Origin of the sequence: Exiguobacterium sp. JMULE1 (genome assembly GCF_013337175.1) — a bacterium.
Lineage (GTDB): Bacteria > Bacillota > Bacilli > Exiguobacteriales > Exiguobacteriaceae > Exiguobacterium_A > Exiguobacterium_A indicum.
Window position 1 is genome coordinate 1,363,976 of the sequence record NZ_SGWC01000002.1, and the last position, 23,721, is coordinate 1,387,696.

Below are 23,721 nucleotides of genomic sequence, written 5' to 3' on the forward strand. Positions count from 1 at the left end.
TTATTAGGATGAAGGAGGTGTCGAAGATGAGTCAAGTCGTCACGGTAGAAGTTCGAATCTATGCCACGCGTCGTCAGGATGCCATCCTAAAAATGATGGGCAAGACCTATATCCAGACCGCCAACCGAGTCGTGGCGAACATGGTCGCCTCCGAGGACGGGAAGAGGTGGTCGAGCAAGGACATCGACACTCCCCTTCCGAGCGCCGTGAAGAACCAACTCGCAGGAGATGCCGTCGGCATCTACAAGAAGGCGAGGAAAGAGGATTTCAAACGCATCCCTGTCCTCAAAAAGCCGGTCTGCGTCTGGAACAATCAGAACTATTCCTTCGACTTCGAGAGCATCTCCTTCCCCGTTTGGATGGACGGGAAGTCCGTGAAGATGCGATTCCGTGCTGCCATGGTTGACAAGGACAATCGGAATACCCGACTCCTTGCCAACAAACTCGGGACGCTCAGGGTCACGAAGAAGGGAAGGAAGTGGATTGCTCAGATTTCCGTCCATGTCCCGACCGTCCCTCGGACGGGGGTGCGGGTGATGGGGGTTGACCTCGGACTGAAAGTGCCGGCGGTCGCCGTCACCGATGACGACACGACCCGTTTCTTCGGGAACGGTCGTAAGAACAAGTATATGAAACGCAAGTTCCGTGCGGAACGGAAGGCACTCGGCAAAAAGAAGAAGCCGAAGGCTATCAAACGACGCAATCAGAAGGAACAGCGGTGGATGCGGGACAAGGACCACAAGGTCAGCCGAGCCATCGTCGATTTTGCAAGACAGAAGAAAATCTCTGTCATTCGCCTCGAACTCTTGGCGAACATCCGACAGACGGCAAGAACAAGCCGTAAAAACAACCAGAACCTCCACTCATGGTCGTTCTATCGTCTCGCGTCCTTCATCGAATACAAAGCCGCCTTGTCGGGCATCAAGGTTGAGTATGCGAACCCCGCCTACACGAGTCAGACCTGCCCATCCTGTTCCGTCAGGAACAAGGTGAGGGATAGGGTATACACGTGTGCCTGTGGGTTTAAAGGACATCGGGACGCCGTCGGTGCGATGAACATTCGATACGCACCTGTGATGGATGGTAACAGTCCATCAGCCTGAGAACCTATACGGTCTGTCTCAGGAGGGGTGATGGCACACCCCTACCTCAAGGCTCGGACGAAGCAGAAATGGATTGAGTCCGCCAAGCACTTGAGAATCCCACCCTCACCAACGGTGTGGGCTTGCGGCTTTAGCCGTGGGAGTGTCAATGAACGATACATTCAGTATAATGCCTAGCTTGTCATTCTTACCTAACAAAAATGTAAGAATGTGGCTGATTTCAAACAACTGAATCTTTTTTGTATAGTAATGTCAAACGTGTCATCAAAAAATAGAGGAAGGCGGCGCTACTCGCGATCGCCTGAAAATAGAGCGGTTGAAACAGACCATTGAAGACGATTAATAAGATGCCACCCATAAGGAAGGCGATGCCTTGATTCAGGAAGAGATGTGATGTAAAGGAAAGTGGACGCGTTCGGAAGCCGAAGTAACGAATCGCGTCAGTCAGGATGCCGCCGACCGTGATGACAATCATAAACGACAGCAATGTCTCGAAAACACCTGAATAATACCCAGCGTCCGTCTCTGGCATAAGGCGTGGTGACGACGGGAGATGTTGATACAGCATCAAAAATATCCAATTAGTCATCAGTAGTCGAAATGACAGACGGATCATGGTGTTCCTCCTTCCCGGTTTTCATGACGATGAATAGACGGGTGACCATTACGTATAAGAAGGCAGCGACTACGTTTCCGGCGAAACATACTGCAGGAACCGAAGTCAACAAAATGAACGCGCCAGCAAACACGAAGACCGTGCCTTGATGAACGAGGAGATGTGTCGTCCACGGTAGCGAGCGCTTCGTAAAACGAACAGCTAACAGCATGTCAGCCAGCGCGATGCTGCTGAAGAACAGTAGCATGACAGCATCCAACTGTTCATTGACCAACTGCTCCGTGTATGACAAAAACGGAACCATCATCGTCATCGAACCAAACAAGTGGAGAAATAAAAAGAAGCTGAGGACGGTCCGACCAAGCCACCCGAATAGATAGGGGAGGAATGCCGGATACTTCCGCGCTGATTCGGAGACAAGAAGATACACCAATGCTACTCCAGAACAGAACAAGACAAAATAGAACGAAAATGGATTGGGTTGCACAAGTAGATAGAGGACGATACTTGCGAACAACGCGACGACTTGATTGAGGATGATCCGTTGTGCGAATGAGATAGTCGAACGGAATAACAGGCGCGGCAGCCCTTCTGTCAAGAGTGCGCCGATTAGGATGACTGGACCGGCAAACAGTAGACCAATCAGGAAGAAGTCGGTGAAGGACGTGTCGTAGATTGCTGGATCCCCCATCTCATGCCCAGCAATCAGTGCGTACAAGAAAGCGAACAATATCGCGGAAATGAAACTGTTCTTTACGATTGATGCCATAGAAATAAGTCCTTTCCGTTTGTTGCTCAAAATAGTTTGTACCAATACAGCGTCAGATCGATGTGTGGATTGGCGGATTGTTTTAGGCTATCGACACCACCGAGCACGAAGCCTTCTCGCGCGTAAAACCGGCAAGCCATCAGATTATCGTCCTGTGCTTCAAGGGACAGACCGATCAACTCACGTTGCTGTGCCCAATTCGTCGCAGCGGCGAGCAGTTGGTGTCCGACGCCTAGTTTACGAAACGATTGTTTGACGGCGATGTTCTCGATGTAGGCGAAACGGTTCCAGTCACGTACGAGACGAATCTGACCGATACAAGAAGTGCCGGAGAAGGCGAGTAGGACGATACGATCTTGATGATCAATATAAGTAGACCAATCGAGACGGTCGTCCGGGAAATGGGTCTCGGTAGTTGTTTCATAAAGTTCTTCCGTGTAGGACCAGGTGGTACCAGAAAACTGCGGAACGATGCGTCCGATGATTGGAAACGGATCGTTGGCATCATTGACGAGTGGAATACTCTCGATCGAGAGAGGGCGAATTTTCAATTGTTCAGTCTCTTTCATCGTCATCCTCCTTCTATCTTTAAAGATATAGTTCACTCTCTTCATCATCGCCTAAATGCTGAGAACTGTCACGAGGAGAGGTACGAGAACAGGTCAATTTTTAGCTGAAAACGGGTTTTAATTTTTCTAAAAAAGGAATTGCATGAACAGGAACGAATACATAGTCAGAAGACTATGAAACAGTACAGAGAGACAGCAGTAGAGGACGTGACAACATGAACATGGATACGGTCAACCAGTATCTCGATGCCTATGGATATGGCGTTATTTTCATTTTTTTATTTTTTGGCATCGTCGGGATCCCGGCACCGGAAGAATCACTACTCGTCCTGATTGGTATCTTAAGTGGTCAGAACGAAGAACGTTTGATTTATTCGATCTTGACGGCATTCGCCGGAACGTACGTCGGCATGTTGACGGCATATGGCGCGGGGCGCTTCTTTGGACCGACCGTCTTACGATACGGTCGGTTCATCGGATTGACGAGGGAGCGCTGGGAGCGGGTGTCAAACGGCTACATGGGACGCATCAATCGGACGATCATCGCGGGTCTTTATATTCCTGGCGTGCGGCAAATCAATCCGTATTTTGCGGGGATGAAGCAGATTCCGTTCAGTCGTTATTTCTGGGTGTCAGCACTTGGTTCCGCGCTATGGGTCGTTCCTTTCGTCTTACTCGGTCACTTTGCCGGAAAAACGTTTCATATCAAGCCGGAAGTCGTACCGTATTTCGGACTTGCCTTACTCGTGTTGTTCCTGCTCGGTGTACTCGTCAAATGGCTCAAGCGTAAACGGCTTGAAAAACGCGTCGTTTCAGGGAAAAACCAAGCGGGAAAAGAAGACTAAGCGATACTTCTTTTTAAAGGATTTTTGCGGATAGTTTGAAGGAGTGGACATACGATGCAAAAAATAGTGATCTTTCCTTTTTTAAGGATGCGATCCGGCCATCATCTCGTCGCGGAAGCCATCGCTGAACGATTGCAGGGACCAGATGTTGAAGTCAAGGAAGTAGAGTTACTCAGTACGATCAGCCCGTTCGCGGAATGGGTGACATCGAAGTTTTATCTGAACTGGATCCGACATTTCTCAAACGGTTATAGTCGTTTTTATCATCGGCATATTGCCGGGCGTTCGAGTAACGCGCGCTCGACCGGATGGACGTCGCATTATTTCCAACAGCAGATGTTACGAATCATCCGAACGGAACAACCGGATGTCATCATCTGTACGCATGCATTTCCGTCCTATCTCTTGAATCAATTGAAGGAACGAAACCTTTGTGATGTCCCCGTCATCAATGCCTATACGGATCTATTCGTCAGTCGCGTCTGGGGAAAGACGCATATCGAGTATCACTTGTTGCCGAATCGTGAGGCGATGCGGGAATTACACGCGCATCATGCTGTCCCAGAAGAGCGGTTGTTCGTAACGGGAATCCCTGTCCATCCAGCCATTTTTGGTGGTTCGATCATTCGTTCGACGCAGTCCCGCAAACAAATTCTGGTTGCGGGCGGAAACGGTGGGCTCGGTCAACTCGAGACATTGCTTGCGCAAATCGAACAGTGTACGGAAGCCGATTTTCATGTCTTGTGCGGGAACAATCAGACGCTCTATAAACGCTTAGCTTCGCGACGTCATCCACATATTCATCCACTCGCCTATATCGATTCACGAGATGAGATGAATCAACTGTATGAACGGATGGATGCGATCGTCACGAAGCCGGGAGGCGTGACGGTCAGCGAAGCATTCGAAAAACGTGTTCCGCTGTTCATTCAACACGTCCTACCGGGGCAAGAAGAGATCAATCGTACGTATTTGATGGAGAAAGGGCTTGCGTTCTCCTTTAATCAAACGGATTCACTCGCGGATGTCATCCGTCGGACGCTTGAGAACCCGGATGTCATGCATGCTTGGCAACAGGCGGTCACGCAGTATCAAAATGATTGCGTCATGGCCGATCAGCGGTTTTTCGCGGAACGAATTGCGGGTTGCCTGCAAGATCGTCGTCAAAAAGTAAATGGATAATAAGGGAGTTAGTTTACATGCGTTCACGTCTTGTCACAGCGGGAGTTCTCGCGACACTTGCTTATACGGTCGTTCCGTATATGGCGTCACGCGTCTTTGGATGGCGCGTGACGAAATCACTGGACTCACGATCCATCGCCTTGACGTTCGATGACGGTCCAGATCCTGTCTATACGACAGAACTGCTGGATCTCTTACAACAAGAAGGCATTCACGCGACGTTTTTCGTCGTGGGTCATAAAGCAGAAGCACATCCGGACCTCATTCGCCGGATGCACGAAGAAGGGCATCAACTCGGGATCCACAATTATGTCCATCGACCGAACTGGTCGATGCGACCGTCGACAGTCCGGACAGGCATCGAACGGACAGCAGCAATCATTGAACGGATCACGGGCGAACGACCGACGGTCTACCGTCCACCGTGGGGTGCGCTCAATGCTGGAGATGTCCTCTGTCCTCCTTCTTACAAAATGATTCTCTGGTCGAAGATGGCGGAGGACTGGAAGCTAGAGGGCGGGACCGCAAAAATCAAACGATTGTTGTCGCATGTGTCAGAAGGCGACATCATTTTATTGCATGATAACGGGGATACGTTCGGTGCGGATCCACAAGCACCCGTGCAGACGATTGCGGCGCTGAAAGAACTCTTACCGGAGTGGAAAGCACGTGGCTTACAGTTTCGGCGAATCGATCAAGCGTAAAGAAAGAGGACTTACCGGTTTCATGGTAAGTCCTCTTTTGCATGGATTAAGCATTGCGTGACATGTCGTCCTCGTCTGCATGGCGATGATGGATGATCTGTTTTTGCATCACCCAGCGCAGTCTACTCAATAATCGAATGCGTATGATAAAGATTAAGAACGGACCGGTTCACGGTCTTGCGTCGTCATCGCCGCCTCAGCATCGACCTCGTACAGAATGACACGGTTCCGCCCTTGTTCCTTGGCGGCATATAACGCTTCGTCGGCAAGGATATTCATCCTCTGGGCAGCGACGTGTTTCCCATGGGCGATGCCGACGGACGCTGTGATCGAGATGGCGGGAAAGCCGTCGAGCTGAAAGCGCGTGTTCGCGATCCGCTCCCGGATTCGGTTGGCAACCTTCGCGACTTTCGAAGGCGTCAAATCATAGACGAGGACCATGAATTCCTCTCCCCCGATGCGCGCCGTGATATCATGCGGACGCGTTTCTTCCTGTAAGATCCGTGCGAACTGTTGCAAGACGAGATCCCCGTTCGCATGCCCGTATGTATCGTTGACATGCTTGAAGTGGTCGATGTCGAGTGCGAGCACATTGTAGACACGTCCTTCCTCTTCAAGAAAAGCCGTCCGTTCGTCCCAAACACGGCGATTGTACAGTCCCGTCAAATGATCGAGTTCCGCTGATTGTTTGTAGCGCTGCACCTGTTCGTTGAGCAACTGAAAATCAATCGTCAACAGACTCGATAACAGTCCGACCGCCAGTCCGATCGTCCATGTCGAAGCGAGCAAACGAAGAGCGGCGTCACTAAAGCCGAGATTGATCGAGACGGCAATCGTAATCATGAACAACGCCCAGACGTTCATGATGAGATTTTGCAGGAATGGTCGGTGGAGCAACCGTTTATGGATGAAGTACATCCCGGTGCTGATACCAAGGACTGCAAGAAACGCTACGACCGCTTGTGGTGTCCAGCCGAAATAGAACCGGGAGCAGCCGATGATCAGCGTTGCGATGATCAGGGGCGAACGGACGCCATAAAAAGCGAGTAAGACGAGTGGTAAATGACGCAAATCCATCCGTAACGACTCGTTGACGGCAATCCCCTTAAACATCAACAGTACCCCGAGCAGCCCGGTCGCGAGACCGACGATGAGGGTTTTCAAGTTACTTGACGCAAGACGCTGACTATAGATGATTTTAGCGATCAAATAAAAGCCGGTGAAGGCGATGCAAGCATTCAATAACAACTCGGCAATGAACATCGGTTCCACATCCTTGAGTATGATACTTTCACGATAGCAGTTTGATAAAGGATGTCAACGAGAGACTCTCAAAATTTTAAATATTCAGGTAAAGACTTGCTTAAACAAATTCATTTGGTAAAATTAGAGAGCTTTAGGGAAGGAGTGGGATGAGAATGGAACCGAAGCATGTCACGATGGAAGCGCGAAAATTTGATGGACGTCCGCACTATTCATGGGACGGCTATGTCCTTGAACAGACGGAAGCGTATCTGCTCGTCGCGAATACGCCCGGGCGGACTCTTTTGCATCATCGTCGCGAAGCGGTTTATACATATGACAATTATAGTCTCGAATTCTATCCGCTTGATGCTGATTTTACGGTCGGTCTCGATTTAGAGCGGACGGGAGAGGTGACGTACTACTGTAACATTTGCTTAGCGCCAGTTCTTCAAGGAAATACCTTATCGTTCATTGATCTGGATCTCGATCTCGTCCATCGCGAGGAAGTGTGGACGGTCGTCGACGAGGACGAATTTTTAGAGAACCAACAATTGTACGATTATCCGACTGATGTGATTGAACGAGCCCGTGCATCGTTACTGAACCTACAAGAACGAATCGCGCAGCAACAGTTTCCGTTTGACGGCTTTTTGGATTCATTCATCCCGACCGTCCTACAGATGAAGAGAAGGGGGAATGACACATGAAGACGATTCGTTGCCACCGGGCATTTGGTGTCTATGGATTATTGATGAAGGAGGATGCCTTACTCGTCATCGACAAGAATGGTGGACCGTATATCAATCGCTATGACTTACCAGGGGGAAGCCTCGAAGAAGGAGAGACGCTCGCTACGGCGATGCGCCGGGAATTCACGGAAGAGACAGGGCTCGAAGTGGCACTCGAACGACAGATCGGCGTCGCGGACTTCAAGCTTCCGTGGGATTGGCGCGAGTTCGAAGAAGTCCATCACATCGCTGTCTTTTATCTCGTCCGACAGACGGGTGGAACGCTGAGTATCCCCGAACAATTCGTCGGACAAGACTCACTCGGTGCGCGCTGGGTCAAGGCGAGTGACGTCTCGATTGATAACGCGTCACCGCTCGTACTCGAAGCGTTTCGCTGGATCGAGGAACAGCAACTCGATCTCGAGGCACGACACTTCTCGAATTGGGACGTCTTAAAATGAACAGGAGCGCTCTTCGTTGACGGAGAGCGCTTTTTCTTATAACCGATTCGCTAACGCAGCATCAAGCCGTCGTTTTTGGTGGCGATGGTGCGCGAGATGATACGTGACGAGAGCATACCACTCAGCGGCATTCAACCAGCCCATCCCACCGTGGTGCGTCTTTTGGTCAGAGGCTGTCGACTGGGCGACCATGGCAAGTGATGCGTGACGATCGGTCAACTCAAGCCAACGCTTCCGTAATCGGTCGACGCGAGCCGTCTCGTCCGGTGGTGCGTTCATCGCATCCGGTAACCGAATCGGTGTCGCCGGAAACGCACCGGCAGCAAACAGTACCTCGCCAAACGGTGACTTCCCGGACGTGGTCATGGGTGCGAACTGGCACGACTCGACCTCATCCAAATACTCATGACTGACGACAATCAGATGATCGTACATCTGACTGATCGACCATGTGTCATGATCCAGATGATGAATCAAGGAATTCGGTTGATAGTGATCAAGCTCCTGTAGATAATAGGTGAATAGTTCGTTCATCCTGTCACTCCTCTCAAAAAACATCTCCCTATTCTTTTCGAACAATCTGCGACTTCTTCCTGTCATATTTCCTAGAAAGGAGGAATCACCATGCAAGCCCCATATCTCCAGGTTCCCCATATGCTCTTACGGAGCGGGACGGCATTTGCGTCCGTCCATGAAAAGATGATCTATCTGATTCTTGAAAGCTTCAGCGGTCAGGATGGTCAAGCGTTCCCGTCCTATCAAACGATTGCCGACGCTGTCCCGTGCAGTAAATCGACGGTCAAGTCGTGTATCCAGTCCTTGGTTGCAAGCGGTCGGATCGAGAAAGTCGAACGGTTCACGAAACACGGGGGACAGACCTCGAATGCTTACCGTGTCCTGCCCCGTGTCGAGACACCTTCCTCGGCGAGTCAAGTGACGACTGCCCCCGAGGTTTCTGCTGCCTCCGAAGAAGAAGTCTTGAAGAATACGACTTTAAAAAAGGAGCTGGTGCAGCAGTACGAAACGAATCTAGGCAAGGCGACACCACGAATCGAGCAGGAATTGCTACAGCTGGCAACAGACCATCCGATTGAGCGCATCCAGTATGCGATCGAAGAAGCGGCGCGAGCGAACAGTCGTCATTTTGGCTACATCGAGCAAGTCGTCAAGCGTCTTGCGACTGGATTACCGGCTGAACGGCGGAAACGAATAACCAAACGTTCAAGAAGAGACACTTCATTATTTCAATTACCGAATTGGATGGAAAGAGAAAAAGCAGCGCAACGAGTGTATGAAGCACACCAGAAGGAGAACCAGATCATACCTGATGACGCCGAAATTGCTGAACTATTACAAGGACTGACAAGGGAGGGAGCCTGATGCAACTGGAAGAAATACTCCGACGTGCCAATCAAAAACTATCCGTTCCGGGCATGCATCCGTCTGTCGTCCGGATCGCGCGTGACGCGATTCGAGAGCTGTATCCGCATGGAATCAAACTCGGTATAGCGCAAAGTTTTCGGAGCATCGCGGAACAGAACGTATTGTACGCAAAAGGACGGACGACACCAGGACCCATCGTGACGCAAGCCCGCGGTGGACAATCAAACCATAATTTCGGTGTCGCAATCGACGTCTTTCTCTATCAGGATGGAGCATTGTTCCTTTCTCCGCCAGACGCGCGACTCCGACGAATCGTTGCAGCGATGAAACGACGCGGAATGGACTGGGGAGGGGATTGGTCTCGTTTTCCCGACTACCCACACTTTGAACTGTACGATCATGTCAGTCTAGCGCGTCATCACGTTCCAAAACAAGGACGCTATCTCCGGGAAAAAATCCAAGCACCGGAACTCGTCCGAGCCCTTGAAAAACGCTTGGGACTTGTGGTGACGGGAGTCTTTGATGCCCGATTGACGCACGCCGTTCGAACGTTCCAACAGACGTGTCGTCTAGTCGCTGACGGGATCGTTGGTCCTCAAACATGGCGTCGTCTCTTTCCGGTGTCCCCATGATTCGTCTTCAGGCGTGGATTCGCCTCTTGATTCCTCTCTATGTTTTTCTTGAGTTACTCTTACCGACGCTCGGTTTTACAGCATTGCCAGTATCGTCAAGTGACGTCGAACGGTTCGTGACGGGTCTGATCGGACTGGTCGGTCTACTCGTCGCTTGGTGGAAGAACAATGATGTGACAGAACGAGCACTGAGACGAAGGCAGTCACAGGAACAGCTGGAAAACACATCCCTGACCGATTAAGAAGGCTGGAAGCGTTTGGAATGTGCTAGCAACGGGCATTATTTCATACAAACGACTAACAGTTTGATTTCAAGACACCGATAGAAGGGATAGACTTTAGTCAATTAGAAAGAGAAAGAAAGGTCGGTCTTTTTGTGAAATGGTCAACGTTGCAGCGCTATTTGTTTTTGGCACTCTGTGCGCTATTGTTTACAAGCGTCTGGAGTTATCAAGCTTTCCTGAAAATCGAACGAGAAAATGCACGCATCTTAAACGAGGCGATTCCGATCTCGACGGAAGCGGCGGAGTTGTTTCCGGCGTTACTAAATCTTGAACTGGTCGTTCGCAGTTACATCCTCTCACCGAACGAGGCGGATCTAGCGCAGTATGATCGGACGATTGATCGGCTAGATCAAACGGTCGAACGACTCAATCAACTCGATGAGAATCATCCGATCATGCGAAAGCTCGTCCGAACGGAAGCGATTCCCCGGATCGAGACAGCCATCCGATTTTATGATGCCCAACTGGCACTCGTTCGAAACGGGGATCAAGCAGCCGCTGAGGCAAAGCGTTATCAAGGGATGCAGTTCATCGAGACGTTTCGCCCGATTGATGCCCGTCTACGGACGGACGTCAACCGAATCATCGCCGAAGCAACGAATCGTTCCGAGCAAGCATCGAGTGCTGCGAAGTGGGTCATCGTCGTTGTCGCAAGCATTGCCGTTCTTGTCTTGATTGCCTTCATCCAGACGTTTCGGATGGAACGCAGTAAACGAGCCTTGATTCATCGTTCGCTTCACGACGCCTTGACCGGTATCCCGAATCGGCGGGCGTTCGATGAACGATTAGAACATCTTCTCGAAGAAGCCAAACAACAGCAGACACCACTCTCCCTGATTTTGATCGATGTCGATGCCTTTAAATCGTATAATGATACGTATGGTCATTTAAAAGGGGATGAATGTTTAAAGGAAGTCGCCCGCGTCTTGAAGCGTCAAGCACGGCATGGGCAAGTCGCACGGTACGGTGGGGAGGAGTTCACGGTCCTGTTGTCGCGTGGAGCAGAAGAAACCCGGCACATTGCAGAACGAATTCGTCAGGACATTCTCGATTTGAATATCGTACATGAACGGTATGAACCACTTTGCCGGGTCAGTGTCAGTCTTGGCTTGACGTCGCTCGTACCTGGAGCAGAGACGACGGAAAAAGAGGTGATCGACCAAGCCGATCAAGCGTTGTATCGGGCGAAAGAGAATGGTCGGAACCAAATCGGTGACATGGCAGGGTAATGCATAATCAGATGGGAATGAAGAATGGTGATACAGGTAGGATTTGTTTTTGAAAAAACGGAAAACATGGAAAACGCTGCTCGAACGGTCTTGGATGCATTTCATTCAGACATACGAGTTCTCGGATACAGTTACGCGACGGATATTGATGGATCACATTGGGGCGAGGAAAAAGGTCTTCCGAAAGACTGGCGTCCATTGCTGAGTCATCATTACGGGAATGCCTCGCTCGTTTTCTTTGCGTATCATGGTTTAACGACAATACCTGTTCGAATGACGATTGAAAAAGAACCAGACTGTTTCGGTTTTCAATTCGGTTTTCAAGAAGAGAATTTAACTGCGTGGTCACTCGATCAGCAGGAGACGATTTTCATGGAGGATATGCAGAGGATTGCCAATCGATCGAATGCTTTATATGCCTATTGTGATTTTGATGCAGAAATCGAGCATTTGATAACAGAACGGGAACGCATCAATCAAGAATATGCGATTGTCTATTGGTCCAAGGAGCAGACTTTTTTAAAGAACGCATGGAAAATCGATGGTTTTACAGACCGATGAACAGAAAAATACCCCGCGTGAGAGTTTGCTTCTCATACGGGGTATTTTAAAGTTCATTGTAAGATGACGCAATACGATCGATCGGAAATGAGAGGAGCCGATATGATGTAGACCGTTTTGACGGGAACACCCCCGACACGTGCATCGAGTTGTGTGAGCTGAGACCGAATCTTGCGGCTTAAACCATAGCGAATTTCAGTACTAAGTTCATCGACATCTTCTTGTACGTGTAAGAGAAGTTGGAACGGTTCAAGCGAAAAGATTGAAAAATCACAGGAAATCCGCGGATCTACAAATTTCTCATTCAATTCGTTCTTAATGTAATAGGCTTCTTGGGCACTGATCATCTTCTCTCACCTCACTCTCCTAATTGAAAAATTTTTCTCTACTATAGTCTATATTACCCAGTTTTCTGGCAACTAATCGTCTGATTTTGAAAAAAAGTCAATTCAGTCTGTAAAGTCCTCTAAAATCTTTTTTCAAAAGCAATCACATCTGTAAACACAAAAAAACCGCCAAGCTTCAATGCGCAAGGCGACTAGATTCAAGAAATTGATGACTGGACTTGGCAGTTCCGAAGATATCGCTCCATCGCTTGGACGAAGAAGGTCAATTGATGTGTCGAGATGACCGGTATTTTCCCATATCGCACTTCAAAGTAGAGCGGATCAACAGGAGATGGAAACGCAATCCGGTCGAACCATTCTGTTACTGTCTCGTGGGTCCGGCGTTGTAAGGAAAGCGGCAATTGTGCATTAAAGTGAGCGAGTTGATTTCGAATCGAGTCAGCAGGCAGGTCTTTTGTCTCATAAATGAAGATTGGAAATCGTGGCGGAAGCACATACCCTGATGGATCGATACGCGGTCGACGCAACCACTGGAGATAATGCCAGAAAAACCAGCTACAAAACAGGAGAACGAGACATAGTACGAGAAGATAAGGAGGTGTCGTCACCGAAGAATCGAACCCTGTCCGGAACCATGGAGCTGGTGGATCGACTTCGCTCATCGTGACCGTGCTTTCACCATAAGACGTTCCTTCTTCGATCGTATCGAAGATCGATTCCTTTGGACCGCAACGGTCAACGCAATATGTATTCGTTGCTGAATCAATTCGTCCAAGAAGTGACGTATAGAGCGACGGGACGAATTGTTGCACGGTAAGTAGTAGTAGACAGACAAGTGGAATAAGGAGCAGTAGGCGAGTGCGAAGCGTTTTCACGATAGGGACACCTCCTTTGACGAGTACGTTTAACAGACTTTCGCTACACAGTATAGCAAAAGTGGAGAGGGAATATTTTGATTTTTTCAAAAAATAGTCATTGATTTAGAAGGGAATGAAAGAGATGGATTTACGAACGAGTTACCAAGAAACGACGAAACGTTTAGATGGACATGGTAGTCGGACGGTCGGCGTGTTACAAGAAGCGTTGCATGGCGTTGCTGCCGATCAAATGAGCGATATCTATGGTAACGGCGAATTAATCAAGACGTTTGAGCGCAAGATGGTAGACTTACTCGGACACGACGATGCGGTCTTTTTCCCGAGTGGCACGATGGCGCAACAGATTGCGCTACGTATCTGGTCGGATGAACAGAACAATCGTAAGGTCGCTTATCACCCGCTCTGTCACCTTGAGATTCATGAACAGGACGGCTTAAAGAAGTTGCACGGGATCGAACCAATACTAGTCGGAGAAGCCGATCGGTTGATGACGATAGACGACGTCAAAGCTTTGCCGGACGTCAGCTGTCTGTTACTCGAACTACCACAACGCGAACTCGGCGGATTGCTTCCGTCGCGTGAAGAACTCGAAGTGATTTGTGCGTATGCCCGCAAACAGAATATCCGTCTTCACTTGGACGGTGCCCGTTTACTTGAGGTCTTACCGTATTATGAGGCAGAAGCTAAGGACATCGCGCAACTGTTTGACAGTGTCTATATCTCTTTTTATAAGGGACTCGGCGGTGTCGCAGGAGCAATCTTAGCTGGACCAGAACCGTTTTGCCAAGAGGCACGGATCTGGAAACGTCGCTACGGCGGTGACTTGATCAGTCTATATCCGTATATTCTGTCTGCCGATTTTTATTATGAACAACGAAAAGACCGCATGGCGAAGTACCATGCAGCCGCAAAGGAGCTTGCGAGCCGATTGAATGCGATCTCAGGCATCTCGACTCGTCCCCTTGAGCCGGTCTCGAACATGTTTCATCTCTACTTCAAGGCAGAAAAAGCAGTCGTCGAGGAAAAATTGATTGAAATCCAGTCGCACGGAAAAGTTGGTATCGCTGGCTATCTAGTTGAGAAAGATAGCGGCTGCGCGACGGAAGTCAACATCGGCGACAGTTTTCTTGCGTTGCCGCCTGACGAGCGTGAAACGGTCTATCGTCAATTGACGGAGGCGTTCTCAGAGGATTGAACAACATCAGGAGCGGGAATCGTAGGATGGAGGCGACGATAAGTGTCGACTTTTTCTGCAATCATTCGCTCCGTTTCCTGTAATGCTGCTAGTTGTGCTAAGACGTTCGCATGGTGGGCTTCAAGCAATGCGAGCCGTTCTTGCGTCGTATCCTGCTCGCCGTGAGCAAGAAACAGCGTCACGTAAGAACGGATTTGCTCGATCGGCATATGCGTTTCGCGCAAGCGGAGGACGAACCGAAGCCACGTCACATCTTGGTCGTCGTATCGACGTTGACCGTTCTGGCGCTTCGGAAACAGTAGCCCTTCTTTTTCGTAATAGCGGATCGTATGGGCACTCGTATCGGTCAATCGACTGATTTCAGAAATCGTATACATACATCTCACCTTTCTGCTTGACTTAGAGTTCACTCTAAGGATTAGACTCTCACTATACCAAATCAAAAAGGGGATATGCTACATGAAGTACACGGTCATTACAGGAGCAAGTTCAGGAATTGGATATGAGACGGCAAAACTACTCGCAGGAAAAGGAAAATCACTCGTTCTCGTCGCGCGACGGACGTCTGAGCTCGAAAAACTTCGGGATGAAGTCAAACAAATCTCACCAGATAGTGATGTCATCCTCAAGTCGGTCGATCTCGCAGATAACCAAAATGTCCATGATTTATATGAGGGACTAAAGGAACTCGACATCGAAACGTGGATCAACAATGCTGGATTCGGCGATTTTGATCTCGTCCAGGACATTGAGCTCGGGAAAATCGAGAAAATGCTTCGCTTGAACATCGAGGCGCTAACGATTCTATCGAGTCTGTTCGTCCGCGATCATCATGACGTTGACGGAACGACGCTCGTCAATATCTCGTCAGCAGGTGGCTACCGGATCGTGCCGAACGCGGTCACGTATTGCGCGACGAAGTTCTATGTCAGTGCTTACACAGAGGGTCTCGCGCAAGAACTGCAAAAAGGTGGGGCAAAACTCCGGGCGAAAGTACTGGCACCAGCTGCGACTGAGACAGAGTTTGCGGATCGTTCGCGCGGCGAAGCAGGGTTCGACTACAGCAAGAACGTCAAGAAGTACCATACGGCAGCTGAGATGGCAGGCTTCCTGCATCAGTTGATCGAAAGTGACGCGATCGTCGGTATCGTCGACGGTGAGACGTATGAGTTCGAATTGCGTGGTCCGTTGTTCAACTACGCAGGATAAAATGGAACAAGGTCCCTTTTTCGAATGAGAAAGGGACCTTGCTTATGTAAGCATAATTGATACGAATTTCAGGAATGAATCAAAAAAGGACATCCATCACTTATTTTTTAAAGAGTTTTTTTGCTAATTTCCATACGACTTAGACGACCGCGCCAATGATCAGAAGATTCATCAAGGCACCGAAAATCATGAATTGCCCCACGAGTTAACCAACTCTACATACTTTTTTAAAGCGATAAGCATCCTATTTACGTTTTCGCTTTGAAAACCTCAAACTGATAAAAAATAACGCCATCAGCACGATCGCGATGTTCACGGCTAACGTTAATCGCTCATTTTCAATCACTCGACCATTCAAGAGATTCAAGATGATAACAAGCAACATAAATGACAATAAAAAGTATTTTATGGATTTTTTTATCATGAATGACTTCCTTTTTTTGTGGTCTTATATTAGTTTATACATATCTAGTTTTTAAAACAAGGGGAATGGCATCTGGAAATACGATATTTTTCTTATTTCTACTCGGGAGTGATGGAATGAAACGAATTTATGTATGGATTACGATAGTGATGATTCTAGGAGTGGGCATTATCGGTGCTTCAGCCTTTAAGGTGTTTTACTATGATGAAAAACAAGAGGTCACTCAGGAAATCGATCATTATTTGAAGCAACAGAAGTATATGACATATGTGAAGAACAAGGAAATTCGATACGATACGAGCACGGGTGAATTCATTGCACGAGTCGTGTTCCAAGATGAACCGGAAAATGAATATGAGATTTATCGATCGGGATCTCATCGCTTTAAAGTCACGGGATTCAAAGACGGCGAACAAATTACGAACAAACAAGAAGGACGGTATATTTCAGAGTATTGACAGCAAGGAGTCAAGAATGGAAGTGAGATGACAAAATGAAAAACATGATCTTTTTAGGAAGCGTCGTTGCGCTACTCATGGTACTCTTTTCACTTCATTACGGATTTCACGTAATCAGTGATACAACGCTTAAAATATCTTTATTGGCTTCTCTGATCGTTGTATTGATCGCGCGGAAAAAATGGAAGATTACGTTTTCTACGGCGGAATGATCTAGAGAACGTATGAAGGATTGGGAGAGATAACGTATGAGTATCAATGAATTTTTTGACTGGAAAATCAATTTAGAGGATGAACTATATGCCGTCATTGATGAGAAGGCGAGAAAAATGGTAGTGATGGGGGACTTCATCGAACTGACTGCGGTCTTGTGGTTGGATCAAAATGATGTCCTTCAGTTAAAACCGACATGGGATTGTGTCATATCCATCGATGATGCTACAAAACAAATTACGATTCGCTCGGCAGAATCACTGAACATGAAAGAAGAATGTTAAGAGGTACATAAATCGAGTTCATTCGTGCGATTGCTGAATGGGCTCGATTGTTATTTAAAATACGATATCTATTTTAATTCATGTTGAACGGAGCCAATCACTTCAACATGATGCTGGTCGTATACAGTCGTCAGTACATGATCTTCAACGATTTCATAGTTGTATGTATAGTCTGGTTCATTCGTGTATTTGATTTCCGACACGTATCTTCCGGTCTTCGACTCAAAGATCGTTTCTTTTTTTGAAATATCTTGGTCGTATCCTGATTCAACTAACATTCGTTCAATCTTGATTTCAGTCATCGTTTTAGAAACGAAGAGGTAAGTCGGATAGGCAGTTATCAAGATGACGAGAACGATAAGTGTATAGATGAGTGGACGTACTTCTTTTTTCATACAATCATATCCGTTTCGATGAAATGAATAGAGAAGCTAGGTTTTCTATATTGAAGATGAGGAGAGATATGTGATGGGAAAAAACAAAGACGAGATACCGTACTATATGAGGAACGTTCCGTTCTTCTTCCTAACGGCACTCCTCGCACCCGTCGCGGTACTACTTGTACTGCTCAATTGGGATAAGCTCTCTACACAAATGAGAAGTAACCATTTGACGTTCTCGATCTTAATGACCATGTTATACATCTCGAAAATACTGCCTGACGGTCTGTTTAAAATCATATTCGCGGTCTTTACGTGGACGTTGATTCTTTTCGTGACATACATCTACTTCGGTGGCGGAAGAAAAGGAGGGAAATCATGAGTAAGTATCATTTATCGAGCATTCGGTTAGTTCTCATTGTCGTCATTACGTCGTCGATCTTGTATTTTGGATTCGATTGGGAACTCGGGTATGGCATTATCTGGTTGATTGGTTTAGTAGGATTTACGATTTATCGCAACTTTGAGGCTGCTCGGAACGAGAAAATCGAAGCACAAACGAAGAACGATTGATTTCATCTGAAGTCCATCGTTCTTTTTAAATATGACCCCACAGAATTAAATCTTCGAGGTGCTCATTATCTTCTTCACCGACACACTAAAATTAATTCACCTACTTTTACACAAGTAGACCGTTAGATGAGTCCTACGGTCTACGCTCGTTATTTGTCGTACTATAAAATACACTTTATCGTATTAGATCATCTTATATCCCATCCGTTTTGCCTCGATGAAAGCAGAAGCAAGAAAGGCGAAGACCCCCCAAAGGATCCATGCTGCCCCACGTCCAACGAGTAAGGGATCCGTTCCATACAGAGATGTGCCCCACGTTAGAACGATTCCGTCTAAAAATGTAGCCACTAACAGTCCGAGACTGACACCCGGCACCATCTGTTCAGCATTCAAGCATGCAACTTTTTTTATGATGATGACGGAAATCCACGAAACCGGTAAACCAATCAGGAAGGCAATCACGTTTCCAACATTTTCGAACATGCCGATTCCAGATCCGAATCTGACTGACAGGGCACCGACGAACCAAAATGCTGCACCAAGTACGACCAAGACGATAGTTTGTCCTTTCGAGAATAGAGGGGGCTTATCATGTGTCATTTGTATTTCCTCCTTAAAGATGTAGTATTTACTACATAAATAAATGTAGCATCTACTACGCTTTTTGACAATGCCATGGTGTATCGATTGTAACTGTCACAATATTTTTATCGAAGTGATTTCGTTTTCGTGAAAAACAACTTGAATAATCGCCGATTCAGCTATAAAAAAGGTCAATCGATGACGATAGATAGGTACAGATTGTTCTTTTGAAAAACTGTCTTAGTACATGAACGATACATAGAAGGAGTTAATGACACCATGAATGAAACCTTACCGAGACCGCTACGCTCACCAGCGATTTTGTCGAGCCTTGAAGCAAACGTCGCGATGATCTGTTTTGATCGCCAACGACGCGTCGTCGACGTCAATGACTTGTTTGCGAAAACGATGAAATATAAACGAGACGAGATGATTGGCTTACAACACCATACGTTTTGCACACCAGAATTCGCGAACAGCCGTGAGTATCAGGACTTTTGGACACGTCTGTTTTCGGGCTTCAGTACAGCGGATAAAATCAAACGAGTCGATGCCCGGGGCGACATCTTGTGGCTTGAAGCAACCTACATGCCGATTTTTGAAGGAGAAGAGGTCGTCGGTGTCGTCAAGATTGCGAGTAACATTACGGACCGGATCGACCGCGTGCAAGGATATGCGAAAAGCTTCCAGACGCTTGCTGAAGGACTGAATTTGCAATCGGTTCAAGGATCGAAAGAGGGCAACCAGCTTCAAGAGACGATGACTACGATCGCGAGTGAAACGGCAGAAAACCAACAGACGTTCGAAACGCTGTATGACCAAGCCATCGAGATCACGAAGATTGCTGATACGATCAAGGAGATTGCTGCCCGGACGAACCTGTTGTCACTGAACGCAGCAATCGAAGCGGCACGTGCTGGAGAACACGGTAAAGGCTTTACGGTCGTTGCAAGTGAAGTCAAAAACTTATCGGACCTAGTCGGCAGTGCAGTTATCGAAGTGCGCACGAATACGGAAACGATGAATCGTCAAATCATGGCGATGATGAAAAAGATTGAAGCGTCCCATCTCGAAGTCGCGTCGAGCCTTGCGACGGTAAAAGAAACGATGCAACGCTTTACCGCAATCGAAGAGGTCGCACGACAACTCGAGCAGCAAACAGAGGATTTCCGGTCGTTCATTTAAAACAATTACATGCGATATTTCAGCAATGTGAGGGAATCACATTGCTTTTTTGATAGTGTTGAATTATCTAGGAAATGATAATGGAGTCATGAGAGTAGATAGTCAGGAGGATAAAAATGAAGCAATTTTGGAATAGATTCATCGATCAACAATATGCGAAACCACGGGGAATCATTGGAGCGTCAATTGGTGAGATCATGGTCCGGCAACATCATGAAGAAATGAAATGGACGATCGACATACTTAACGTTCAGGCAGGAGAAACTTTTCTAGAACTCGGTACAGGTGCGGGACATGGCATTGCCTATTTGCTTTCGCAAACAGACACGAAGCACGTTACAGGTCTCGATCTGTCAAAGACGATGGTCCGGTCAGCAACTTTTCGTAATCGGCAAGCGATTCAAGCAAACCGAGCGACGATTCAACAAGCCGATATTAATCATTTAAAATTACTCCATGAGACGGTCGACGGGATCTTTAGCATTCATACGGTATATTTTTGGGAATCCGTCGATCAGACATTACAAGAACTGTATTGCGCTTTACGACCAGGCGGGCGATTCGTTTTAACATACTGTGATGGAAAAGCAGGGATTGAGTGGTTAGATCTTCAAAAACAAATCGAACAGGAGTTCATTCCACTTGCTGAACAAGCTGGTTTTATAAATGTCGCATTAATACGCGGTCCAATCATTCGGTCGTTTCATACGGTAGCACTTGTGGGATATAAAGGATGTGCCCGTTGACCAAAGGGAGGAGCCACGTTATAATTCAAATAGACGTTTGAATGAACTGATAAAGGAGGCAACGTCATGGCACATGATCATCATCACCACCATCATACCGACAATAAAAAGGTACTGGGCCTGTCGTTCCTGATCATCACTGCGTTCATGATCGTCGAGGTCATCGGCGGAATTTGGACGAACAGTCTCGCGTTGTTATCGGACGCTGGGCACATGTTAAGTGATTCGATTTCACTTGCGATCGCTTTGTTAGCCTTCCAGTTCTCGAGTCAAGCACCGGATGCGAATAAGACGTTCGGTTCAAAACGCTTTGAAATCTTAGCCGCCATCATAAATGGCGTGACGTTAATCGTCATCGCTCTCTATATTTTCATTGAAGCGATTCAACGCTTCATCGATCCACCCGCTGTCGCAACGACCGGGATGCTGATCATCAGTGTCCTTGGCTTGCTCGTCAACATTCTCGTTGCCTGGATCATGACACGCGGCGGAGGACATGAACATAACCTCAACATGCGCGGTGCCTATCTGCACGTCTTAAGCGACATGCTTGGATCGGTCGGTGCGATTGCAGCTGCTCTTCTGATCATGTTCTTCGGTTGGGGATGGGCGGATCCACTAGCGAGTATCATCGTCGCGATTCTTGTCTTACGGAGCGGCTATTACGTGACGAAGGCATCCGTTCACGTCTTGATGGAAGGAACGCCGAGCGACGTCGACATCGATGAGGTCGTTTCGACGATTCAGACGAACGAAGCCGTCCTCGGGCTGCATGATCTACACATCTGGTCGATCACGAGTGGTTATAACGCGTTATCGTGTCACGTCGTCGTCAAGGAGGACATGACTGTCCGGGAGTCAGAGTCGATTCGCGAACAGATTGATCACGATTTAAAACACGTCGGGATTAACCACGCGACCATCCAGGTCGAGACGGATCAGCATGCTCACGGTAATACGTTGTATTGTGACGGCAAACACGAATCGCATACGCATTAAAAAAACGAGCACGCGTCCAAGTCGGACGGGTGCTCGTTTGCTTATGCTCAAATGATCGGCACCGTTGGTAGAAACAGCGTCGCGAACAGACTGATACTCAAGAACATCGAGTATCCGAAAAAGGTCGTTTTGGCATTTCCAGCCGCTCGGTTACCTAAGTACATGAAAAAGACGATGGATAAGAACGTCAAACCCGTCAATACGGACGAGTGGTGTTGATCCGGCGAAGGAGCAAGCGACTGGACAAGATGCGCGAGACCAAGCGGCAGGACGATCAAAAGAAAGTAGTAGCCTAGACGTGCCTCGGATGGGACGTCGACCTGTTCCTGTTCGGTTTCATAGTCATAACGCGTTTGCGTTTTCATGGATCTTCACCTCCCTATGCGTTTTAGTATAGCGAATGAACATGTCGGCTCTGTTACAGACGGGTAAGAATGCCTTAACAGACGATGACGATGTGATGACGAAAAAAGAATGGGCAGCAATTGAGAAAAATTGTAAGATAGACAAGAAGTCGTTTTAGGAAAGGAATAAAGCATCATGTCACGTGCGTTTCGTTTTATGTATGTCTCGGATTTGTTATCGACCGTCGGGACGAGTTTTGTCTATATCGCAATCTACTGGGTGAGTGCGGAAGAGATTAGTGCTTCTGGCGTCGCCTTGCTTGCGACTGGTGTCTTTTTGATTCGTTTTCTCGTTTCAACGTTCGTCGGACCATGGATCGATCGATTCGTCAGTGCATCCTTGTACCAAACGTCGCTACTCATTCGATTGCTTGCGCTTGGGATCGCGTTAGCGGGAATCGGTCTGACGAACGTCGTCCTACCGTGGTTACTCGGCTTACTCGTCGTGCAGACGATTTTGCAAATCATTGGTGGCAATGCCGTCTTCACGTGGGTCGTTGATTTAGTCGAAGATGACCAATTGCCGCAAGCGAATGCGTACCTTGCTACGATTGAACGGATCGGTACGTTGAGCGGATTTTTACTCGGTGGGATGATGGTCGCCCATTTCTCGATCGCGAGTATCTTATGGCTTGATCTTGGTCTACATCTCGTCGCCTGGTTACTCGTTCGACATATGACAGGGCAAGTCGCAGAAGAGGCGCGTCATGGTTCGTACCGCGAAGCGTTGCTCGCAGGGATCGGACACGTCGTCCGTGACGGTCGCCTGAAATGGATCCTTGGTTGTGCGATCCTCGCAAACTGGATGATCACACCGATGAATACTTTACTTGCGCCATATGCCAAGAGTGTCTTGTCGGGAAATGCCCAGATGTTTTCTGCACTCGAACTGGCGACGGTGATCGGGGGAATCGCGATGTCGCTCCTATACGGGAAGTGGGTCGCCTCCGTACGACAGGATAAGCTGTTTCGTTTTGCCGTCGTCTTGCAAGGTCTCGCAATTGCGATCGTCGCCTATGTCTCATTCGTCCCAGTGGCTGTTGGTGGGTTCATCTTGCTCGGCATGGCGCTGACGTTATTCGGGATTCCATTTGCGACCTTGTTGCAGCGCTCGACGCCTGCGCATTTGCTCGGTCGGGTCCGGACGGCGATGGTCGCAGCATCAACGGCATGTTCCGCGCTCTGTTACGGATTGTCGTCGTACTTGACGTCGTTCTTTAGCATCTCGTTCGTCTTTTTGTTCTTTGCCTTGAGTGGTCTTGTCATGACCAGTGTCTGGTTACTGATTCATCGTACCGTTTCCTTTTCTGAAGTACGACAGGACAAGGTCGGATGAAATATCCGCCTTGAGGTGGAGGTAAGCGGTTTCGCGATTATGTACACTAGAGATAGAAATGAACGATGAGGAGTGGAGTCGATGGAGAGTTTATGGATCACAGCGTTATTGTTTTTGATTCCGATTAGTGGGATGACGGTCTTCTTGAATGTACTGTGGCGCCGAATGGAAACGGAAGGCGTTTCGGAGTAAGGATG

General features: G+C 48.0%; 32 protein-coding genes. 21 read left to right on the forward strand and 11 right to left on the reverse strand.

What is annotated here, in order from left to right; all coding sequences use genetic code 11:
* Window positions 1–26: 26 nt before the first annotated feature.
* Window positions 27–1,103: an RNA-guided endonuclease InsQ/TnpB family protein gene (locus EXW93_RS07310; RefSeq protein ID WP_174316261.1), complete on the forward strand. Its 1,077-nt coding sequence runs from the start codon at window positions 27–29 to the stop codon at window positions 1,101–1,103.
* 220 nt (window positions 1,104–1,323) lie between these two features.
* Here EXW93_RS07310 and EXW93_RS07315 read toward each other — a convergent pair whose 3' ends face one another.
* The 3 genes from EXW93_RS07315 to EXW93_RS07325 are packed head-to-tail and all read right to left on the reverse strand — an operon-like array spanning window position 1,324 to window position 3,057.
* Complete coding sequence (locus tag EXW93_RS07315) at window positions 1,324–1,719, reverse strand: hypothetical protein (RefSeq protein ID WP_055967838.1); 396 nt, start codon at window positions 1,717–1,719, stop codon at window positions 1,324–1,326.
* Window positions 1,685–2,488: a hypothetical protein gene (locus tag EXW93_RS07320; protein ID WP_174316262.1), complete on the reverse strand. Its 804-nt coding sequence runs from the start codon at window positions 2,486–2,488 to the stop codon at window positions 1,685–1,687. The genes EXW93_RS07315 and EXW93_RS07320 overlap by 35 nt, the downstream gene beginning before the upstream one ends.
* A gap of 26 nt (window positions 2,489–2,514) precedes the next feature.
* Window positions 2,515–3,057 (reverse strand): GNAT family N-acetyltransferase, encoded by a 543-nt coding sequence (locus EXW93_RS07325; RefSeq protein WP_055967844.1) that lies wholly within the window; start codon window positions 3,055–3,057, stop codon window positions 2,515–2,517.
* Between the two features lie 215 nt (window positions 3,058–3,272).
* Here EXW93_RS07325 and EXW93_RS07330 point away from each other — a divergent pair, with 215 nt between their 5' ends.
* The 3 genes from EXW93_RS07330 to EXW93_RS07340 are packed head-to-tail and all read left to right on the forward strand — an operon-like array spanning window position 3,273 to window position 5,788.
* Window positions 3,273–3,902, forward strand: a complete 630-nt coding sequence (locus EXW93_RS07330; RefSeq protein WP_055967846.1) for a DedA family protein — start codon at window positions 3,273–3,275, stop codon at window positions 3,900–3,902.
* A 54-nt stretch (window positions 3,903–3,956) separates the two neighbouring features.
* On the forward strand, window positions 3,957–5,084 hold the full coding sequence (locus EXW93_RS07335) for an MGDG synthase family glycosyltransferase (protein WP_055967849.1): 1,128 nt from the start codon (window positions 3,957–3,959) through the stop codon (window positions 5,082–5,084).
* A 17-nt stretch (window positions 5,085–5,101) separates the two neighbouring features.
* Window positions 5,102–5,788, forward strand: coding sequence for a polysaccharide deacetylase family protein (locus EXW93_RS07340; RefSeq protein ID WP_055967852.1), 687 nt, complete (start codon window positions 5,102–5,104; stop codon window positions 5,786–5,788).
* A gap of 153 nt (window positions 5,789–5,941) precedes the next feature.
* Here the strand turns inward: EXW93_RS07340 and EXW93_RS07345 are convergent, their stop codons facing one another.
* Complete coding sequence (locus EXW93_RS07345; RefSeq protein ID WP_174316263.1) at window positions 5,942–7,051, reverse strand: GGDEF domain-containing protein; 1,110 nt, start codon at window positions 7,049–7,051, stop codon at window positions 5,942–5,944.
* Between the two features lie 155 nt (window positions 7,052–7,206).
* On the opposite strand from EXW93_RS07345, the gene EXW93_RS07350 reads away from it, so the two are divergent.
* Both EXW93_RS07350 and EXW93_RS07355 read left to right on the forward strand, forming a co-directional pair.
* Complete coding sequence (locus EXW93_RS07350) at window positions 7,207–7,740, forward strand: DUF402 domain-containing protein (RefSeq protein WP_174316264.1); 534 nt, start codon at window positions 7,207–7,209, stop codon at window positions 7,738–7,740.
* Window positions 7,737–8,222: an NUDIX hydrolase gene (locus EXW93_RS07355; RefSeq protein WP_055967859.1), complete on the forward strand. Its 486-nt coding sequence runs from the start codon at window positions 7,737–7,739 to the stop codon at window positions 8,220–8,222. The genes EXW93_RS07350 and EXW93_RS07355 overlap by 4 nt, the downstream gene beginning before the upstream one ends.
* Before the next feature lie 36 nt (window positions 8,223–8,258).
* On the opposite strand, the gene EXW93_RS07360 is transcribed toward EXW93_RS07355, so the two are convergent.
* Entirely contained in the window at window positions 8,259–8,756 is a 498-nt protein-coding gene (locus EXW93_RS07360) for a DinB family protein (RefSeq protein WP_055967862.1), read from the reverse strand.
* A gap of 90 nt (window positions 8,757–8,846) precedes the next feature.
* On the opposite strand from EXW93_RS07360, the gene EXW93_RS07365 reads away from it, so the two are divergent.
* The 5 genes from EXW93_RS07365 to EXW93_RS07385 all read left to right on the forward strand — a co-directional run bounded on the left by EXW93_RS07365 (window position 8,847) and on the right by EXW93_RS07385 (window position 12,311).
* Window positions 8,847–9,602: a helix-turn-helix domain-containing protein gene (locus EXW93_RS07365; protein WP_055967865.1), complete on the forward strand. Its 756-nt coding sequence runs from the start codon at window positions 8,847–8,849 to the stop codon at window positions 9,600–9,602.
* A complete protein-coding gene (locus EXW93_RS07370) occupies window positions 9,602–10,237 on the forward strand; it encodes a M15 family metallopeptidase (protein WP_055967868.1) in 636 nt (211 codons plus the stop codon). The genes EXW93_RS07365 and EXW93_RS07370 overlap by 1 nt, the downstream gene beginning before the upstream one ends.
* Window positions 10,234–10,479 carry a phage holin gene (locus tag EXW93_RS07375; RefSeq protein WP_023468184.1) on the forward strand — a complete coding sequence of 82 codons (246 nt, stop codon included), beginning with the start codon at window positions 10,234–10,236 and terminating at the stop codon, window positions 10,477–10,479. The genes EXW93_RS07370 and EXW93_RS07375 overlap by 4 nt, the downstream gene beginning before the upstream one ends.
* Before the next feature lie 134 nt (window positions 10,480–10,613).
* Window positions 10,614–11,750, forward strand: coding sequence for a GGDEF domain-containing protein (locus EXW93_RS07380; RefSeq protein ID WP_023468185.1), 1,137 nt, complete (start codon window positions 10,614–10,616; stop codon window positions 11,748–11,750).
* 24 nt (window positions 11,751–11,774) lie between these two features.
* Window positions 11,775–12,311: an Imm64 family immunity protein gene (locus tag EXW93_RS07385; RefSeq protein ID WP_035397551.1), complete on the forward strand. Its 537-nt coding sequence runs from the start codon at window positions 11,775–11,777 to the stop codon at window positions 12,309–12,311.
* Window positions 12,312–12,364: 53 nt separating this feature from the next.
* Here EXW93_RS07385 and EXW93_RS07390 read toward each other — a convergent pair whose 3' ends face one another.
* The gene (locus tag EXW93_RS07390) at window positions 12,365–12,658 is read right to left on the reverse strand and encodes a hypothetical protein (protein WP_023468187.1); all 294 of its coding nucleotides are present in this window, start codon (window positions 12,656–12,658) and stop codon (window positions 12,365–12,367) included.
* 197 nt (window positions 12,659–12,855) lie between these two features.
* On the reverse strand, window positions 12,856–13,533 hold the full coding sequence (locus EXW93_RS07395; protein ID WP_174316265.1) for a hypothetical protein: 678 nt from the start codon (window positions 13,531–13,533) through the stop codon (window positions 12,856–12,858).
* 124 nt (window positions 13,534–13,657) lie between these two features.
* On the opposite strand from EXW93_RS07395, the gene EXW93_RS07400 reads away from it, so the two are divergent.
* Complete coding sequence (locus EXW93_RS07400) at window positions 13,658–14,731, forward strand: threonine aldolase family protein (protein ID WP_174316266.1); 1,074 nt, start codon at window positions 13,658–13,660, stop codon at window positions 14,729–14,731.
* On the opposite strand, the gene EXW93_RS07405 is transcribed toward EXW93_RS07400, so the two are convergent.
* Complete coding sequence (locus EXW93_RS07405) at window positions 14,701–15,108, reverse strand: MerR family transcriptional regulator (protein WP_035397549.1); 408 nt, start codon at window positions 15,106–15,108, stop codon at window positions 14,701–14,703. The two genes, EXW93_RS07400 and EXW93_RS07405, sit on opposite strands and share 31 nt — an antisense overlap.
* Before the next feature lie 82 nt (window positions 15,109–15,190).
* On the opposite strand from EXW93_RS07405, the gene EXW93_RS07410 reads away from it, so the two are divergent.
* From EXW93_RS07410 to EXW93_RS07420, 3 genes are all read left to right on the forward strand, one after another.
* On the forward strand, window positions 15,191–15,940 hold the full coding sequence (locus EXW93_RS07410; RefSeq protein ID WP_055967881.1) for an SDR family NAD(P)-dependent oxidoreductase: 750 nt from the start codon (window positions 15,191–15,193) through the stop codon (window positions 15,938–15,940).
* A 540-nt stretch (window positions 15,941–16,480) separates the two neighbouring features.
* Complete coding sequence (locus EXW93_RS07415) at window positions 16,481–16,822, forward strand: DUF3139 domain-containing protein (RefSeq protein WP_174316267.1); 342 nt, start codon at window positions 16,481–16,483, stop codon at window positions 16,820–16,822.
* Between the two features lie 248 nt (window positions 16,823–17,070).
* Window positions 17,071–17,319 (forward strand): hypothetical protein, encoded by a 249-nt coding sequence (locus EXW93_RS07420; RefSeq protein ID WP_055967891.1) that lies wholly within the window; start codon window positions 17,071–17,073, stop codon window positions 17,317–17,319.
* A gap of 68 nt (window positions 17,320–17,387) precedes the next feature.
* On the opposite strand, the gene EXW93_RS07425 is transcribed toward EXW93_RS07420, so the two are convergent.
* The gene (locus EXW93_RS07425) at window positions 17,388–17,714 is read right to left on the reverse strand and encodes a DUF3139 domain-containing protein (protein ID WP_023468197.1); all 327 of its coding nucleotides are present in this window, start codon (window positions 17,712–17,714) and stop codon (window positions 17,388–17,390) included.
* 73 nt (window positions 17,715–17,787) lie between these two features.
* On the opposite strand from EXW93_RS07425, the gene EXW93_RS07430 reads away from it, so the two are divergent.
* Window positions 17,788–18,081: a hypothetical protein gene (locus tag EXW93_RS07430; RefSeq protein ID WP_174316268.1), complete on the forward strand. Its 294-nt coding sequence runs from the start codon at window positions 17,788–17,790 to the stop codon at window positions 18,079–18,081.
* Complete coding sequence (locus EXW93_RS07435) at window positions 18,078–18,272, forward strand: hypothetical protein (RefSeq protein WP_023468199.1); 195 nt, start codon at window positions 18,078–18,080, stop codon at window positions 18,270–18,272. Before EXW93_RS07430 ends, EXW93_RS07435 begins: the two co-directional genes overlap by 4 nt.
* Window positions 18,273–18,455: 183 nt before the next feature.
* On the opposite strand, the gene EXW93_RS07440 is transcribed toward EXW93_RS07435, so the two are convergent.
* Window positions 18,456–18,872: a hypothetical protein gene (locus tag EXW93_RS07440; RefSeq protein ID WP_174316269.1), complete on the reverse strand. Its 417-nt coding sequence runs from the start codon at window positions 18,870–18,872 to the stop codon at window positions 18,456–18,458.
* Between the two features lie 261 nt (window positions 18,873–19,133).
* On the opposite strand from EXW93_RS07440, the gene EXW93_RS16595 reads away from it, so the two are divergent.
* The 3 genes from EXW93_RS16595 (at window position 19,134) to EXW93_RS07455 (ending at window position 21,784) form a co-directional block, all read left to right on the forward strand.
* A complete protein-coding gene (locus tag EXW93_RS16595; RefSeq protein WP_064300909.1) occupies window positions 19,134–20,039 on the forward strand; it encodes a methyl-accepting chemotaxis protein in 906 nt (301 codons plus the stop codon).
* Between the two features lie 116 nt (window positions 20,040–20,155).
* On the forward strand, window positions 20,156–20,785 hold the full coding sequence (locus EXW93_RS07450; protein WP_064300910.1) for a class I SAM-dependent methyltransferase: 630 nt from the start codon (window positions 20,156–20,158) through the stop codon (window positions 20,783–20,785).
* A gap of 66 nt (window positions 20,786–20,851) precedes the next feature.
* Window positions 20,852–21,784, forward strand: coding sequence for a cation diffusion facilitator family transporter (locus tag EXW93_RS07455; RefSeq protein WP_174316270.1), 933 nt, complete (start codon window positions 20,852–20,854; stop codon window positions 21,782–21,784).
* 47 nt (window positions 21,785–21,831) lie between these two features.
* On the opposite strand, the gene EXW93_RS07460 is transcribed toward EXW93_RS07455, so the two are convergent.
* Window positions 21,832–22,149: a hypothetical protein gene (locus EXW93_RS07460; RefSeq protein WP_023468204.1), complete on the reverse strand. Its 318-nt coding sequence runs from the start codon at window positions 22,147–22,149 to the stop codon at window positions 21,832–21,834.
* A 175-nt stretch (window positions 22,150–22,324) separates the two neighbouring features.
* Between EXW93_RS07460 and EXW93_RS07465 the strand changes: the two genes are divergently transcribed.
* Window positions 22,325–23,524: an MFS transporter gene (locus EXW93_RS07465; RefSeq protein WP_058265874.1), complete on the forward strand. Its 1,200-nt coding sequence runs from the start codon at window positions 22,325–22,327 to the stop codon at window positions 23,522–23,524.
* The last annotated feature ends 197 nt before the right edge of the window (window positions 23,525–23,721 follow it).